Raw genomic sequence first — 14,150 nt, 5'->3', positions numbered from 1 at the left:
CCGTGTTCTACATTGCCCTTTCCGTGGGCGGAGCGATTGGCGGGCTGTTCAACTCGATCGTTGCGCCAATTGCCTTCACACGTGAGTTGGAGGCGCCAATCACCATGATCCTGGCCGGAGGATTATTCCTTGTCCGCGCGCCGGGATTTGCCCTTCGCCACGTCATCATGGGCATTGCGGCAAGTGTTTTCATCCTCGTCATCGCGGGTGCGACACGGGGCGTCGCAGCCATGAGCGCGGACATTCCGCGCGCAGGCGCCCTGTTCGTGCTGATATTTGCAGTACTGTACCTGTTCCGGACTCAGGCCTTGCGTATCCCGGTGGTTCTTGCCGTCGTTCTGCTGCCTGCATTTGCAGTAAAGAACAATCCGGTGTTCGAAGACCGCAGCTTCTTTGGTGTGCATTCGGTGTATTCAAGTGAGGGCTACCGCGTCTACAAGAACGGCACCACGGTGCATGGCTGGCAACGCGAATCCGAATATGGCACTCGGCCCACACCGCTGTCCTATTATCACCCCGAAGGACCAATGGCGCAGGTCATCACGTCAGATTTCGGCAAACAATCCAGCAGCATCGGAATAGTTGGGCTGGGAACAGGGGCGCTGGCCTGTTACCGGCAGCCTTCGCAAAACTGAGACTTCTTCGAGATCGACGCGACTGTAGACCAGATCGCACGCGACCCTTCGCTGTTCACCTATCTGTCTGAATGCACGCCCGATTCAGAAACCCATCTGGGTGATGCCCGGATCGTCCTGAAGCAAAGGCCATTTGCCTTCGATATCCTGGTTTTGGATGCTTACAGCTCGGACGCGATTCCGCTTCACCTGATCACACGGGAGGCGGTAGAGATGTACACGAGCCGCCTGACCGACGATGGGGTTCTGGTGTTCCACATCACGAACCGGTTCTACGATCTGGTCCAGCCTTTGGCACGAATTGCCGACAGTTTGAACCTGACAGCTGCGCATCAACGGCTGGCCGTGGGTGAAGAGCAGGTTGAAACCGGAGCCGCCACCAGCAGCGTTGTGATCCTGAGCCCGGACAAATCCCGAATTGAGAGTTTTGTGCAGGACGGAAACTGGCAAGTCGTTGAAACCGACGGCGCGCAGCCGTGGACCGATGACAAGGCAAACTTGCTCTCGGCGCTGAAACTGCTGAAGAACCGGGATCACTAAAGCAGGACACCTGCGCTGACCATGGCCGGTGCGATCCGGGCCGTGGGCGTCAAAACGTCTGTGGCATCAGCGACGCTTTGCCGGTAAAGGTCCGGCAACGAAGGACGATCAGATGCTGAAAACCCGGATCATTCCCTGCCTTGATGTTGCCGATGGCCGCGTGGTCAAAGGCGTGAATTTCGTTGGTCTGCGCGATGCAGGCGATCCCGTTGAATCGGCCAAGGCGTATGACGCCGCAGGCGCGGACGAGATCTGTTTTCTGGACATCCACGCCACCCACGAAAACCGCGGCACCATGTTCGATGTGGTACAGCGCACGGCCGAGCAGTGCTTTGTACCTCTGACAGTCGGCGGCGGCGTTCGTACCAAGGATGATGTACGCGCCCTGTTGCTGGCCGGGGCAGACAAGGTCAGCTTCAACTCGGCTGCCGTTGCCAATGCCGATGTGATCGCGGAATCGGCAGATCAATTCGGCAGCCAGTGCATCGTCTGCGCCATCGACGCGAAAACTGTCAGTCCCGGCAAGTGGGAGATTTTCACCCATGGCGGACGCAAGCCCACGGGCATTGACGCGGTAGAGTTCGCAAAAACCGTTGTCGCCAAAGGCGCCGGAGAAATCCTGCTGACCTCGATGGATCGCGATGGCACCAAGGCTGGCTTCAACCTGCCCCTGACACGCGCGATTTCCGATGCAGTCGACGTGCCGGTAATCGCAAGCGGCGGTGTCGGCAATCTGGACCATCTTGTCGAAGGCGTCACCGAAGGTGGCGCGAGTGCGGTGCTTGCTGCCTCGATCTTCCATTTCGGCGAATACACGATCCGCGAAGCCAAAGAACATATGGCCGCCGCTGGCATTCCGATGAGGCTGACATGAGTATTCTACACGACCTTTCTGCCACGATTGAGGCGCGCAAAGGGGCGGATCCGGATTCAAGCTGGACTGCCAAGCTGCTTGCAAAGGGTCCCGAGAAATGCGCCGAGAAATTTGGTGAAGAAGCCATCGAAGCCATTATTGAAGCCACGAGGGGCGACAAGGCCAAGTTGACCGCTGAGGCGGCAGACGTTCTGTACCACCTGCTGGTCATGCTGGCCGCGCGAGACGTAGCGCTGGAGGATGTCCTGGCTGAGCTTGCGCGCCGTCAGGGCGTCAGCGGCATTGCCGAAAAAGCCGCCCGACCCAAAGGGTAAGGGCCGGGTTCCGCGCCGTTACAATGGCCGCTATACTCGGGCGTCAGACTGACAGGCCGAGGGCGCGACATGATCCGAGTACTGATGCTTGTGGCAACACTTGCTCTTGGTGCAGCTTGCTCTGCACCTCCCGCCTCGACCGGGGATGAGGTGCAACGCCTGACAGCCGAGATTCAGCTGCTTGGCCCAGATATCGATCCTGAAGAGGCCCACCGGGCAGCGCAAGTCGCCTATTCCTATACCGCGCAGCTGGTGGGCGAATACCAGATCACCGATCCGCCGCTGATCCACAATGCAAAGGTCAACAAGGGCTTGCGCCCGCGTGGTCTGTGCTGGCATTGGGCCGAGGATATTGAACGTCGCCTGAAACAGGAAAACTTCCAGACGCTGGAGTTGCACCGCGCCATCGCCAACGCCGACAATCCGCTGAGGATCGACCACAGCACGGCGATTATCAGTCGCAAGGGAGAGTCGCTGTATGAGGGCGTCGTGCTGGACCCCTGGCGCTATGGCGGGGTGCTGTTCTGGTCTCCGCTGGTCGAGGATACCCGCTATAAGTGGGTGCCACGTGACGTCGTGCTGGAAAAACGACGACAGGAACAGGTGGCCCGGCTGAAGCCATACAAGCCTGAAACGCCTTAAAGCTTGGACGAGATGATCCCGGTCGAAAACCCGCCCATGCGCAGCTCGCCAAACAGGCGCTGATATTCGATCTTAGGGCAGCGGTTCATCACGACATCTACACCGCGGGCCTCGGCTTTGGCTGCTGCTTCGGGGTGTTCAACCCCGATCTGCATCCAGATTGTGCTTAGCGACGGGAAAGCGTCCAGCGCTTCATCCACTATGGGAGGCACGGCCTCGGATCGACGGAAAATGTCTACCATGTCCACGGGTTCGGATATCTCCGAAAGGTTGCCGCGTACCGTCTGGCCAAACAGGTCTTTCCCGACATGGCCCGGATTGACCGGGATCACGTTGAAACCTTTCAACGACAGGTAGCGGGCGACGTAATAGCTGGGTCGCACCGGGTTCATGGACACCCCAACAACGGCAACGGTCTTGGTGCGTTGCAGAATGGTTCTCAGGTGCTGATCGGAATAGTGGGGCATGCCCTATCCTTAGCAGGGTTCCAAAAAGAAAAAAGCGCCCAAGAAGCCTTGGGCGCCAGTTGTTGGAACGAGGGACAGTGAAATGACCCGCGGCAGTTCCGTTCCGCGGTCACTGTGACATTTAGGCATATTTTTGTTAAAAAAAAGGGGGCACGCGCATTTTTGTGATGACTCTTCACAATTACCTGATTCCCGCTCATTCCCGATAGAGGGCCGCCGGCCAGTTTTGTTCAGCCATCTCAATGTATTCCGCCTGATCCTGCTGCCAAACCTCCTCGATCTCCATCGAGTGCGTCAGGTAAAGACGACCATCCACAACTTTCCAGGCCTTGGGGTCTGTACTCTTCAGAACCCCCATCGCCATCGCATAAGAACAATAACCGCCGAACTGCGGCGCGAAAGCACGGGGATTGCTTTCAAAAAGTTCGCGGTTCTCCTGCGAGGTGAAATGCCAACGCGCCCCTTTCCACATTACTGAATTCTCGGGCATGCCTATTATGGGCGTAGAACTGTCGAAATAGGACACGGCATCATACCCGGCCAACGCCACCCCTTCGGTGGTGTAATAGACCGGCATATCTTGCGCGTAGGTGGCAGGAGCCAGAAAAAAGGCGCACAGCGCGCCAAGTGTGGAACGTCGGGTCAGCATTGTCATGTCAGAATCTGAATTCACTGGGGTATTAAGATGCAATTTTTTGCTGCATGCGGAACCCCTGTTGACGTGGATGTGAACGATCTTCACCCAAATACGTTCAATCAAAGATATCTTCGATCACATCCCAGGCTTCATCGAAAACGCGCGAGAACATGCTCTTTTTCTTCTTTTTTCGCTTGGTCTTCCGCAGAGGGGAGTGAGAAACGGCAGATCGCACCGATTTGGAAGGCGCAGCCTTCCGCTTTGGCAGCATCTTCAGATCGTGCAAAGGGGCGCCACAATTGGAACAGCTCAGCTCGTGCCGCTCTTTGCCTCTCAGAACCAACGCAGCCCGGGTCCCACAATAGCAGCAGGTCGCGATTTTTGATGGACCGGAAATAGCGCTCTCCTTTTTTGTCAGGGCCGGGATGCATATAAGGCGATTGCCGCCGCATTTGAGACATTCAGCGATCCGAACCCCCCAGCTGCGTCAATTTTCACCAATTGATCCACGGTTTCCTTCGTCTTTTGGCGCAATCCCGGGCCTTCCGCTCCCAGAACAAGTGCGACGGGGCGGTCCCGACCGTCGCTCAGCGCGCCTTCGATCGTTACATCTGCTTCACCGTCCAGCCCAAGGACCAGAAAGCCCATATTCTGTAGTTCAACAATTGTGTCGGCGAGGTTGCGCATCCGCAGATAGGGTTGACGCTCCAGCGCGCCGCTGGCGGTTTTTGCCAGTGCCCCGGTCTCGGGCGCGGAATGGTGGCGCGTGCCAATCACGGCACTGGCACCCAGAACTTCGGCCGAGCGCAGAATCGCGCCGACATTGTGCGGGTCTGTGACACGGTCCAAAAGAATAACGCGCGGGTTTTCCCGACCGATGCAGTTTTCAGCCAAACCGCCCCAGTCAAGTGGCTTCACCTCCAGCGCGGCCCCCTGATGCACCGAACCTGCATCAATGGGCGCCGTAAACTTGCGCGGATCAACCATCTCGAGTTCGATACCAGAGAATTCAATCGCTTCCGCCAGTTTATCCCGCGCGTTGCGCGTTGCGATCAGGCGCAATTTCTGCCGATTTGGGTTCATCAAAGCATCGCGAACCGCATGCAGACCGAACAGCCAGACGGTTTCAGCAGCCGCAGCTTTACGCGCCTGTTCCTTTTCAACGACCCATTTGGGTTTCTTCATTTTTCAGGCCTCCGGGCCAAGAGTTCGGTTTCCTGCGTCAAAGCGAATTTTTCCTGTTGACGCTTCTTTGGTGCGCTAGTAATCACGCCTCCACGTCAGGTGCAACGCCTGACAGTGGGCGACAGGCCGCAAGGTGTGGCAGGGGACTGTAACTCCCTCGCGGAGACGCACGCCTGGTTCGATTCCAGGGTCGCCCACCATCTTTCCAGCAAGTTTAAAAGATGGCCACAATGCCCTGTCAGCACGTTTCCGTTTACAAGTGCACGCGCACATGCGACCTTCAAGACTCGTAAAAGTTGCGAAACCGGGCGTGGCCGCTAGTCTGAACACGTTTTTGCGTGGGACTTGTTTTGAGATTGCTTTTGGCGGCGCTCGCCGTTTGTATCGCGGGCGCAGCGAATGCGCTGACCGTTACATTTGATATTGATTTAGCGAATGACCAAACTGTTGGCCCCAATTTAAATCAAGGGACAAGCCAAGGTTACACATTCAACTACGCGACTGTCTACAACTTCGGAAACTTCATAAACCTTCACGATGACAACGGGGTTCTTTCCACAACAATCACGCCAGTTGATGGAAAACGGTTCGCGGCGCATACCGTAGACTTGGTTGGGTGGTCCCTAGCATACACAACTGGATCCGGCCTTGCGCCTACTTTTGGGGCTTCAGCTTATTACCAATGGCTGACAGGAGGCCCTGCCGCTTTTCCGACACTGACTTTTTCCGGGTTGAGGAATGGTGCATTCGTGGCAAGCCAAACCTTCGCACCTATGGCGTTAAGCACAGTTGGACTCAACGGCGCGTTCTCGGCAATTGATGCGTTGCAGATCACATTCAACAGCCCGGCACCGACCTAGGGCATTTACCCTACCACACCAAACATCGGTTGGTGTAGCCAATGGTGCGGTGAGTTTCATGTGGACAATCTTGTTGTCGCACCGGTCCCCCTGCCCGCAAGCGGGCTGCTTTTGATCGGGGCCATTCTGGGCTTGTTCGGGTATCGCAGGCTTAAGACAACCTAGTTGCAGCCAACACCAAAAAAGGCGGCGCCGACTGTTGCTCAGCGCCATTTTTGGTCTCTAAACCAACAGCTTGGAAGATTCTATTCCGCCGCCGGGCGCAGTTCCGAGACCTTGTTGAACCACGCCTCGATTGCATCCAGATCCGCCGGGAGGGCTTGCGCGGAACCATCCGCGAAGGTCTGGAATTTCTCCTCGTTCAAACCGTTCACGCCGACCAGCACCGGGATATCCATTGCCAGCGCTTCGCCGATCACGGGGCGGAACCCTCGACCGTCGGATTCGTGCTTGCCAAATTTGTTGATGATCAGTAGCTGAGGCGCGCCCTCCAGAGAGGCGGTCACATATCCCACCGCCTGTTCCAGCGCTGCCGGGTCCAGACGGCAGCCGCGCGACTGGGTGCCCAGCGACTGCGAAATGCGGATGGTTTCACCGTCAGGCAGCACCCGCACATCCATATCGCATTTGCTGCTGTCGGCGCATTCCGTGTTTGTTTGCACAACACCGGCCAGTTTTGCTCCGGACGCCAGCAGACGTTCCGCGACGGCGCTCAGAAGGCGGTCCGTCGCGCCGCGATCGGTGGTGGTGACATAGGCCAGATGCATCTTGGACCTCTTGTAATTCGTTTGTGACGTTTCAAATAGCACGCAAGGCACCGCCCGGCCACTCCCTCGTTTACGGAAGCGGGGACAGACCAATCACAGGAGCGTGCAGGTGAAGCAGAACCGCATAGACTGCAAACGCGGCCAGCCATACCCCGGGACGAGGCCAAGGACGCGGTGCGCACAGTGAGAACCGCGCCGTGTTGCGGGACAAGCGGACCCATTTAAAGCCCATCTCATGCGACTTGCGCCGGTCGACAAGGGCCATGCCCATGACCGCGAAACCTGCAAACAGACCGAACAGAATCACATGTGACAGGCTGCCATTGGCCAGCAGATGTGCCACCGCCCACAGCATCAGCGCGGCAAGGATCGGGTGTCGGGTGGTGCGCAGGATACCGGGCTGCTCTGGATCGAAGGGCCGATTGCCCAGCCCTCCGAAAGAGAACGGGTTCTGAATAGTCAGCCCTGCAACAGCCAGCCAGCAGACCACAGGCATGATCAGAACCGGCGCCCAACGCAGCAGCGCGAATGGCGGGATGACCTCGACATAAGGGGCATTTGCGGCGGCAACGATTAACCAAGTCAGGACGGCCAGCGACAGAACCGAATAGGCCGTGAAATACCCCCGGCGTCCGAGTGTGCCGATCAACCACCTTCGGACGGCCGGCCGAACGGGAATCGCGTGGCTGAGAAGGAAAGTGACGAGCGCTGCAAGGAATAGGACCCAACCGGTCATGGTGATCTCCGAGTTATTGGGATCGGTCTAGATCAGGACGGCGGTGGTATCCTTGTCCGAAATCAAGTCAAGCACAGGGGCGGGTGCAGCGCCCCCGTGCTGTGTTACAACCCAAGCGCCGCGCGGCGTTCTTCGGCAAAGCCCTGCACGATCCGGTCGGCAATCAGCGCCAGAATCGCCATCGCGGCCCCGGCCGAAATGCCAAGCCCCACATCTGCCTGACCCAGCGCCAGATAGATCGACTGGCCCAGGCCGGTGGTGCCGATCAGTGCGGCGATCACCAGCATCGCAAAGGCATAGAGGATGGTCTGGTTCAGTCCCAGCAAGATGGTCGGCGCGGCATAGGGCGCACGGACGTCGCGCATGATCTGCCACTCGGTCGCACCGCTTGAAATCGCGGCCTCCATCATCTCGTCCGGCGTGTTGACCAGCCCGTGCCGCGTGTAGCGGATCATCGGGACGATCGCATAGGCACAGATCGCCAGAAAGGCCGAGAACTCACCGATCTGGAACACCATAAGAACCGGGATAAGGAATACGAACAGCGGGATTGTCTGCAACATGTCGCAGATCGGACGAACCACTTTCCAGACCGGCTCCCAGACCGCGCTGGCCAGACCGATCAGTCCGCCGGCGACCGCACAGGAAAACACTGCCGCACCGCTGAGGTAGAGCGATAGCAGCGCTCTCTCCCACAGTCCCGAAACGAGGATGGTGCAAAGCAGCCCCACACACAGCGCCGCCAGGCGCCAGCCCCCCGCCACCCAGCCCAGAGCAGCGGCACCGGTCAGGACAAAGAGCCACGGCAGGTTGGCAATACCGGTTTCCAACATCCCGATCAGGATCAGGACGATCAGACCTCCTGTCAGCCGACCACGCCAAGCCATCAACAGCGCGATCCCCGCACCTGCGGCGAACAGACCAAAGCTCATGCCCGGCGTCCACTGGAAGCCCCAGGTAAAGGGCAGAACGGCCTGATCCAGACCGATCCGCAAAGGCAGCAGCACATAGAACAGTGAATTGTTCTTGAGCGCATCCAACCATGGGCCATTGGCTTGAGTGAACGCAGTCAGGCCACTGTCCACGGCTTCGGCCATCGGGTCCAGCAAGGTCAGTTCGGATGGGTTCGGCAGCCATGCCGAGAAGGCGGCAGTGAAAAGCACGGCAAACCCCAGAATTGCCCAGACAACACGACTGTCATAACGTTTGCGCTCGGTCGCCAAGGTGCCGCTCATTCTGTCTATCACCACGGCAAAGACCACAATGACCAAACCCGCCATCAGAGATTCCCCGAACTGCGCCTTGCGCATGGTCAGCAGGACCTCCCAGCCGATGTCGTTGAACCCGCCGATGACGGCGGCGATGATCACCATCGACAGCGCCGCCATCAGGCACTGGTTCACGCCTACCATGATCTGCGTCGCAGCCGCCGGGATTTCCACCTGGAACAACTGCTGGAACCGGGTGCCGCCGGACATTATGGCGGCCTCTTTAATCTCGGGCTCGACACGCTCCAGCCCCAGCATCACGTTGCGCGCCATGGGCGGCGCGGCGTAGATGGCCGAGGCGATCAGGCCAACAACAGGACCAAAGCCAAAGAGCAACAACAGAGGCGTGAGATATGCGAAGGTCGGCACAGTCTGCATCACATCCAGAACAGCCTGCACGAAGGATTTGACCCGCGGCACCTCATTGGCGAGGATGCCGATGCCACCACCCAATATCAACGCCACCGGAACGGATACTGCGACCAAGGCCAGCGTGTTCATGCTCTCAGCCCAGTAGCCTGACGCCAACACAAAGCTGAGGCCCAGAAAGCCGAGAGCGGCCATGGGCAAGCCGCCCAGGTACCAGCCCAACGCGGTCACGATTCCGATCAGGATGGGCCATGGTGTGTTGCCAAGCACGTAATTCGCCCAGTTCATCGGATAGGTCATCATATCCGAGAACAACCGCATCGCTGGTTTGATCAGGTTCAGAAACCAGTCCAGAAACGCGCCCACCCATTGGGTTGCGGGCAACTCCCACGCGGCGGGCCATTTGACCAGCCATGGGGCGATGCCCTCCAGAGCAAGGCAGGCCGCACCGACGATAACCGTGATCAGGGCGGCCTTCGCACCCGCCGTCAACTGCGCGCTGCGTTGCGTCGGAAAGTCAGTCAAGGCGGTCATGTTTCATCCACCTGAAGTGCGGCAGCCAGATCAGACGGGTGCACCGTCCCAACGACATTGCCATCGACATCACGCACCGGCACGGGTTCATAAAGTTCCATGCAATGGGCCAGGGCTGCGTCCAGTGTCATCGACGTGGTCAGGCCGGGATCATCCGGGCCACATTCTGCCTCGCTCCGCATGACCGAGGCGACCTTGGCATGCTGCCCCTTGGCGACATCCTTGGAGAATTCGCGCACATAGTCATCAACGGGTCGCAGGACGATATCTGTAGGCGTGCCGATCTGTACGATCTTGCCGTCCCGCATGATGGCGATGCGGTCAGCAAGCTTCAGTGCTTCCTGAATATCGTGAGTGATGAAGACGATCGACTTCTTCAGGGTCGCCTGTATGCGCAGGAATTCGTCCTGCAACTGGCGACGGATCAGCGGATCAAGCGCAGAAAACGGCTCGTCCAGAAACCAGATATCGGGGTTCACGGCCAAAGATCGCGCAATCCCCACACGCTGACGCTGACCACCTGACAGTTGCCGGGGGAAGCTGTCTTCGCGCCCTTCCAGTCCGACCAGCGAGATCACTTCCTGCGCACGATCCAGCCGTTCCTTCTTGCCAACGCCCTGAACGCGCAGAGGATATGCGACGTTTTCAGCAACGGTCATGTGTGGGAACAGGCCGAAATGCTGGAACACCATGCCCAGCTTTTTACGGCGCAGATCGGTCAGGGCCTTTTTTGAGGCACCGATGACGTTTTCGCCATCTACCCGGATCTCACCGCCCGTGCCGGGTAACAGTTGCGAGATACAGCGGATCAGCGTGGATTTACCCGAGCCCGACAGGCCCATGATGACGAACAGCTCGCCTTCCTTGACCTCGAAATTGGCGTCCTGAACGGCTGGGATAAACCCTCGTTCGCGCAGGTCGGTGGCGGCTTTTTCGGCGTCGTTCCCTGACCGAGACAGCGCGTCGGTCAGGGCTTTGTCAGCGCCGGGGCCAAAGACCTGCCAGAGATTCCGGCAGGCGATGGCTGGCATAGTCGCGTCAGTCACTTACGTGCGCTCACTGGGTTGCTGCGTCTACGACCGGACGCCACTTGCCTTCGTTCTCTGCCATCCAGGCGGCGACGACTTCTTCGACCTTTCCGCCGTCAACGTCGATCGCGCCCATCATCGGTTGCTGGTCTTCGACCGCCAGTTGATAATTGGTCAGAATTTCATAGGCGGCCGGCCATTTCTCTTCCATACCGCTCCAGCCAGCTTTGAAAATGCGTGAGGGCGAAAAGTCGCAATCGTTCACCGCGTTCGGGTTCGGACCCCACGCCGGATCGTTAAAGCACGCTTCTTCACCTGCGGGCAGTTCAACGAACTGTACGTCATAGGCAGACATCGCCCAGTGCGGCTGCCAGAATGTGATCAGCAGTGGCGACTTGCGCTCGGTCGAAGCACGAAGTTCGGCGATCAAGGCGCCTTCGGACCCGGCGGGGACAGCCTTGAACGGCAGTTCCAGGCCGACCATACGATCCGCGCCAGGTGTGCCCCAATCGGCCGGATAGTCGACCAGACGGCCACCGGGCAGAGTTTCCGCAGTGGCAAAGACCTGCGCACAGTCTTTCAGCGCTTCCCACGCGGGCAGTCCCGGGCACAGATCGGCGACATGCGCCGGATATGCGATACCTTCCTTGGCATCCAGGCCAAGATCGCCGATTTCGACAACCGTGCCTTCCTCGATCTTCTTGGCATATTCATCCGACACGTTGGACGACCAGATTTCCAGCGTCGCGTCGATGTCTCCATCGGCCAGCGCCTGGAACTGGTTCATCATACCAGCGGTCACATATTCCACGTTATAGCCAGCTGCCTTGAGCATCTCACCCGCCACATGCGTGGTCACGTGCTGACCAGTCCATTCGTTGATCGCCAGTTTGATCGGCTCGTCCACGGCACCCATATCCGCCGCGTGCGCTGCACTGGCAACGGTTAAGGCCATAAGGCTTACACTTAGTTTTTTCATGGATTTTCTCCCTGTCTTATTTGTTTTGCCCACCCCGGCGAGGTTTTTCCCGCCGGTATCTTTGTCTGATGACAATACCATGCCGCAACATGCACAAATTCAGTCGGAAAAGGAAAGTGATCAGTTTGTAACGGCGCAGTTTTCTTCCCGCCAAACCGTTGATGTTTCCCCGCAGACGCCGCAAAGGCCCCTGCCCGACCCGTCATTATCCCTAGCCCCGGGCACGGAATGTTGACTGACGAGTCAATCACAAACCGTTTTAAGCCCGTTTGTCGAGGATTTCTTTGACGGTAATAAATCTTTTTTCTTGTTGAGCTCGAGTTTTTAGCCCTGACGGGTGAGTTTCAAACACTCAAAATTCCCATTGCAAAAGGAAGGCAAAACAAAACACTCTTTACATGACAGCTTTGAGGTTGGGTCTATGCGTTCATTTAAAGAGATCTATGATATTGCCGCCTCTCGCCACGGTGGGGCCGAAGCCTTTGAAGCACAGCTGAACAAGCCCAAAAGCCACGAAGAACTGGCGGCAATGCCCGAGGACCGGTGGCTATCGATCATCACGAAATGCGTCTTTCAGGCCGGTTTCAACTGGAAGGTCATCGAAAACAAATGGGATGGGTTCGAAGCCGCCTTTAACGGTTTCGATGTGGGTCGGTGCGCGTTCATGGATGATGAAAAGTTTGATGCCTTACTGCAAGACACACGCATTGTCCGCAATGGAACCAAGATCGCGGCAGTGCGGGACAACGCGGCGTTCCTTTTGGAACTGCGCGAAGAAGGCGGCGCGGGCAAGGTTCTGGGCGGCTGGCCCTCTGATGACTATATCAACCTTCTTGCCATGCTGGCCAAACGCGGGTCTCGTCTTGGCAGAGCTTCGGCGCAGTATGCGATGCGTTTCGCAGGGCGCGACAGTTTCATTCTGTCTCGGGACGTCACCGCCCGTCTGATCGCCGAAGGCGTGATCGACAAGCCCGCCACGTCGAAAAAAGCCATGGCGGCGGTGCAACGGGCCTTTAATTCATGGATGGATCAATCCAGCCGGTCTTTGACGGAAATCAGCCGGGTTTTGGCCATGAGCCTGTGAAAACGGTTTGCGGATCGCAAGCAGCGGACTAGGATTCACCTCATGGTTCTGCGCGTATTCCTGTGTGCTCTTTTGTTGCTGCCCTCCTGCGGTCGTCAATTGACAAAGCAAGAGCGTGATTTTGCGGATGCCATTCAGGGCGAAACCCTTAATCTTGACAGCGTGCGATTGGTCCAAGGTGCGCCGGTTGCCAACGTGACGTATTTCCGCGAGGAGCGCCCACGTCTGGCCTGCCGCGAGCGTATCCTTCCTCCGGTGGAACCCGGGCCTGTGACAGGCAGGCCAGCAGCCGTGGCCCTGTTCAACAAGGTTTACTTTGCGCGCGACTGGTATCTGGAAGACTACATGTCTGATTTTCCGGATCAGATGAACCTGGTGGCCGCAATGTTACTGGCCCATGAACTGACGCATGTCTGGCAGTGGCAAAACCGCCGGACCACCGGTTACCACCCGCTGCGTGCTGCGGCGGAACATGGTGGGCGCAGCGATCCGTATCTTTTCGACCTCGAAACGTCGCCGGACTTCCTGTCCTACGGGTTTGAACAGCAGGGCGCCATTGTCGAGGAATACGTTTGCTGCCGTGCGCTGGACCCTCAGGCCACCCGAACCAAACGGCTGCACGCGATGCTGAGCGCGCATTTTGATCTGTCACCGCTTCCGCAAAAAGGGCGTGAGCGCGCAATCTTACTTCCCTGGAGCGAGGCCGAGATCGACGGAATTTGCAGCGGAACCTAGTTCTGCTGCAGTGTTTCAAGATAGGCCACCAGATCCACGATGGGCTGGCTCGTCAGAATAGGCTGACCTTGCGGCGTTTTCATGGATGTGTCCTGCCCGTCAAAATAAGGGCCATAAACCGGCATCGGGCTACCATGACTGACCAATGGGTCCCGACCATCAATGCGGGCGACAACGCTGGCAGTCGGGAACATGCCTTCTTCGTTGGACAAAGTGGTCAGATCGCTCGGTTGAACCACCAACACGGCTGCCATCGGACCCTGCCCCATTGCATCGATCCCATGGCAGGTCGCGCAATGGTGCAAATAAAGTTCTTCTCCGGTCTTCGCGTCTTGTGCCCAAGCGGCCTGCCAGGCAGCAGCCGAAACCCCAAGAACCAGTACTCCGATTGTTGCCTTGAACATCGTATCCTCCTGCCAAGATTGACATTTGCAGGGTTGCCCGATGGGCGTCTTGGCGCAATGATCCAGATCAACGAAAATGCTGCAGAGGGTTC

The 14,150-nt window shown here is 58.0% G+C and carries 19 protein-coding genes and 1 tRNA gene; 10 read left to right on the top strand and 10 right to left on the bottom strand.

Annotation, left to right across the window (positions count from 1 at the left end; translation table 11 throughout):
• Nucleotides 1-2 precede the first annotated feature (2 nt).
• The 5 genes from AC2FFA_RS07195 (at nt 3) to AC2FFA_RS07175 (ending at nt 3,005) form a co-directional block, all read left to right on the top strand.
• On the top strand, nt 3-635 hold the full coding sequence (locus AC2FFA_RS07195; protein WP_496850794.1) for a hypothetical protein: 633 nt from the start codon (nt 3-5) through the stop codon (nt 633-635).
• 12 nt (nt 636-647) lie between these two features.
• Complete coding sequence (locus AC2FFA_RS07190) at nt 648-1,175, top strand: fused MFS/spermidine synthase (protein ID WP_496850882.1); 528 nt, start codon at nt 648-650, stop codon at nt 1,173-1,175.
• Nucleotides 1,176-1,287: 112 nt separating this feature from the next.
• Nucleotides 1,288-2,049 carry an imidazole glycerol phosphate synthase subunit HisF gene (gene hisF, locus AC2FFA_RS07185; protein ID WP_496850792.1) on the top strand — a complete coding sequence of 254 codons (762 nt, stop codon included), beginning with the start codon at nt 1,288-1,290 and terminating at the stop codon, nt 2,047-2,049.
• Entirely contained in the window at nt 2,046-2,363 is a 318-nt protein-coding gene (locus tag AC2FFA_RS07180; RefSeq protein WP_117868306.1) for a phosphoribosyl-ATP diphosphatase, read from the top strand. Before hisF ends, AC2FFA_RS07180 begins: the two co-directional genes overlap by 4 nt.
• Nucleotides 2,364-2,432: 69 nt before the next feature.
• Nucleotides 2,433-3,005, top strand: coding sequence for a hypothetical protein (locus tag AC2FFA_RS07175; RefSeq protein ID WP_496850790.1), 573 nt, complete (start codon nt 2,433-2,435; stop codon nt 3,003-3,005).
• On the opposite strand, the gene AC2FFA_RS07170 is transcribed toward AC2FFA_RS07175, so the two are convergent.
• From AC2FFA_RS07170 to rlmB, 4 genes are all read right to left on the bottom strand, one after another.
• Entirely contained in the window at nt 3,002-3,472 is a 471-nt protein-coding gene (locus tag AC2FFA_RS07170; protein WP_496850788.1) for a CoA-binding protein, read from the bottom strand. The genes AC2FFA_RS07175 and AC2FFA_RS07170 overlap by 4 nt on opposite strands.
• 196 nt (nt 3,473-3,668) lie before the next feature.
• On the bottom strand, nt 3,669-4,232 hold the full coding sequence (locus AC2FFA_RS07165) for a YHS domain-containing (seleno)protein (protein ID WP_496850786.1): 564 nt from the start codon (nt 4,230-4,232) through the stop codon (nt 3,669-3,671).
• Nucleotides 4,225-4,506: a hypothetical protein gene (locus AC2FFA_RS07160; protein WP_117868303.1), complete on the bottom strand. Its 282-nt coding sequence runs from the start codon at nt 4,504-4,506 to the stop codon at nt 4,225-4,227. Before AC2FFA_RS07160 ends, AC2FFA_RS07165 begins: the two co-directional genes overlap by 8 nt.
• Before the next feature lie 17 nt (nt 4,507-4,523).
• Nucleotides 4,524-5,294, bottom strand: a complete 771-nt coding sequence (gene rlmB / locus AC2FFA_RS07155; RefSeq protein WP_496850784.1) for a 23S rRNA (guanosine(2251)-2'-O)-methyltransferase RlmB — start codon at nt 5,292-5,294, stop codon at nt 4,524-4,526.
• A 116-nt stretch (nt 5,295-5,410) separates the two neighbouring features.
• Here rlmB and AC2FFA_RS07150 point away from each other — a divergent pair.
• From AC2FFA_RS07150 to AC2FFA_RS07140, 3 genes are all read left to right on the top strand, one after another.
• Nucleotides 5,411-5,494: transfer RNA gene (locus AC2FFA_RS07150), tRNA-Tyr, on the top strand.
• A gap of 162 nt (nt 5,495-5,656) precedes the next feature.
• Nucleotides 5,657-6,154: a hypothetical protein gene (locus AC2FFA_RS07145; protein ID WP_496850782.1), complete on the top strand. Its 498-nt coding sequence runs from the start codon at nt 5,657-5,659 to the stop codon at nt 6,152-6,154.
• A gap of 60 nt (nt 6,155-6,214) precedes the next feature.
• Nucleotides 6,215-6,319 (top strand): VPLPA-CTERM sorting domain-containing protein, encoded by a 105-nt coding sequence (locus tag AC2FFA_RS07140; RefSeq protein ID WP_496850780.1) that lies wholly within the window; start codon nt 6,215-6,217, stop codon nt 6,317-6,319.
• A gap of 80 nt (nt 6,320-6,399) precedes the next feature.
• Here the strand turns inward: AC2FFA_RS07140 and AC2FFA_RS07135 are convergent, their stop codons facing one another.
• The 5 genes from AC2FFA_RS07135 to AC2FFA_RS07115 all read right to left on the bottom strand — a co-directional run bounded on the left by AC2FFA_RS07135 (nt 6,400) and on the right by AC2FFA_RS07115 (nt 11,835).
• Nucleotides 6,400-6,921 carry a DUF2478 domain-containing protein gene (locus tag AC2FFA_RS07135; protein WP_117868300.1) on the bottom strand — a complete coding sequence of 174 codons (522 nt, stop codon included), beginning with the start codon at nt 6,919-6,921 and terminating at the stop codon, nt 6,400-6,402.
• Between the two features lie 70 nt (nt 6,922-6,991).
• Entirely contained in the window at nt 6,992-7,657 is a 666-nt protein-coding gene (locus tag AC2FFA_RS07130) for an NnrU family protein (protein ID WP_496850777.1), read from the bottom strand.
• 104 nt (nt 7,658-7,761) lie between these two features.
• Nucleotides 7,762-9,828, bottom strand: coding sequence for an ABC transporter permease (locus tag AC2FFA_RS07125; RefSeq protein ID WP_496681425.1), 2,067 nt, complete (start codon nt 9,826-9,828; stop codon nt 7,762-7,764).
• Nucleotides 9,825-10,874, bottom strand: coding sequence for a quaternary amine ABC transporter ATP-binding protein (locus AC2FFA_RS07120; RefSeq protein WP_299894861.1), 1,050 nt, complete (start codon nt 10,872-10,874; stop codon nt 9,825-9,827). Before AC2FFA_RS07120 ends, AC2FFA_RS07125 begins: the two co-directional genes overlap by 4 nt.
• 10 nt (nt 10,875-10,884) lie before the next feature.
• On the bottom strand, nt 10,885-11,835 hold the full coding sequence (locus AC2FFA_RS07115; protein ID WP_117868296.1) for an ABC transporter substrate-binding protein: 951 nt from the start codon (nt 11,833-11,835) through the stop codon (nt 10,885-10,887).
• 421 nt (nt 11,836-12,256) lie between these two features.
• Between AC2FFA_RS07115 and AC2FFA_RS07110 the strand changes: the two genes are divergently transcribed.
• Together AC2FFA_RS07110 and AC2FFA_RS07105 are read left to right on the top strand one after the other, a co-directional pair.
• Nucleotides 12,257-12,919, top strand: coding sequence for a DNA-3-methyladenine glycosylase I (locus AC2FFA_RS07110; protein ID WP_496850774.1), 663 nt, complete (start codon nt 12,257-12,259; stop codon nt 12,917-12,919).
• A 42-nt stretch (nt 12,920-12,961) separates the two neighbouring features.
• Nucleotides 12,962-13,654 (top strand): hypothetical protein, encoded by a 693-nt coding sequence (locus AC2FFA_RS07105; protein ID WP_117868293.1) that lies wholly within the window; start codon nt 12,962-12,964, stop codon nt 13,652-13,654.
• Here the strand turns inward: AC2FFA_RS07105 and AC2FFA_RS07100 are convergent.
• Nucleotides 13,651-14,058: a c-type cytochrome gene (locus AC2FFA_RS07100; protein WP_496850773.1), complete on the bottom strand. Its 408-nt coding sequence runs from the start codon at nt 14,056-14,058 to the stop codon at nt 13,651-13,653. The genes AC2FFA_RS07105 and AC2FFA_RS07100 overlap by 4 nt on opposite strands.
• Between the last annotated feature and the right edge of the window lie 92 nt (nt 14,059-14,150).

This window comes from Ruegeria sp. YTSB088 (genome assembly GCF_059609825.1).
The sequence above is the reverse complement of the archived record's forward strand: the minus strand, read 5'-3'. Positions and strand labels throughout refer to the sequence as shown.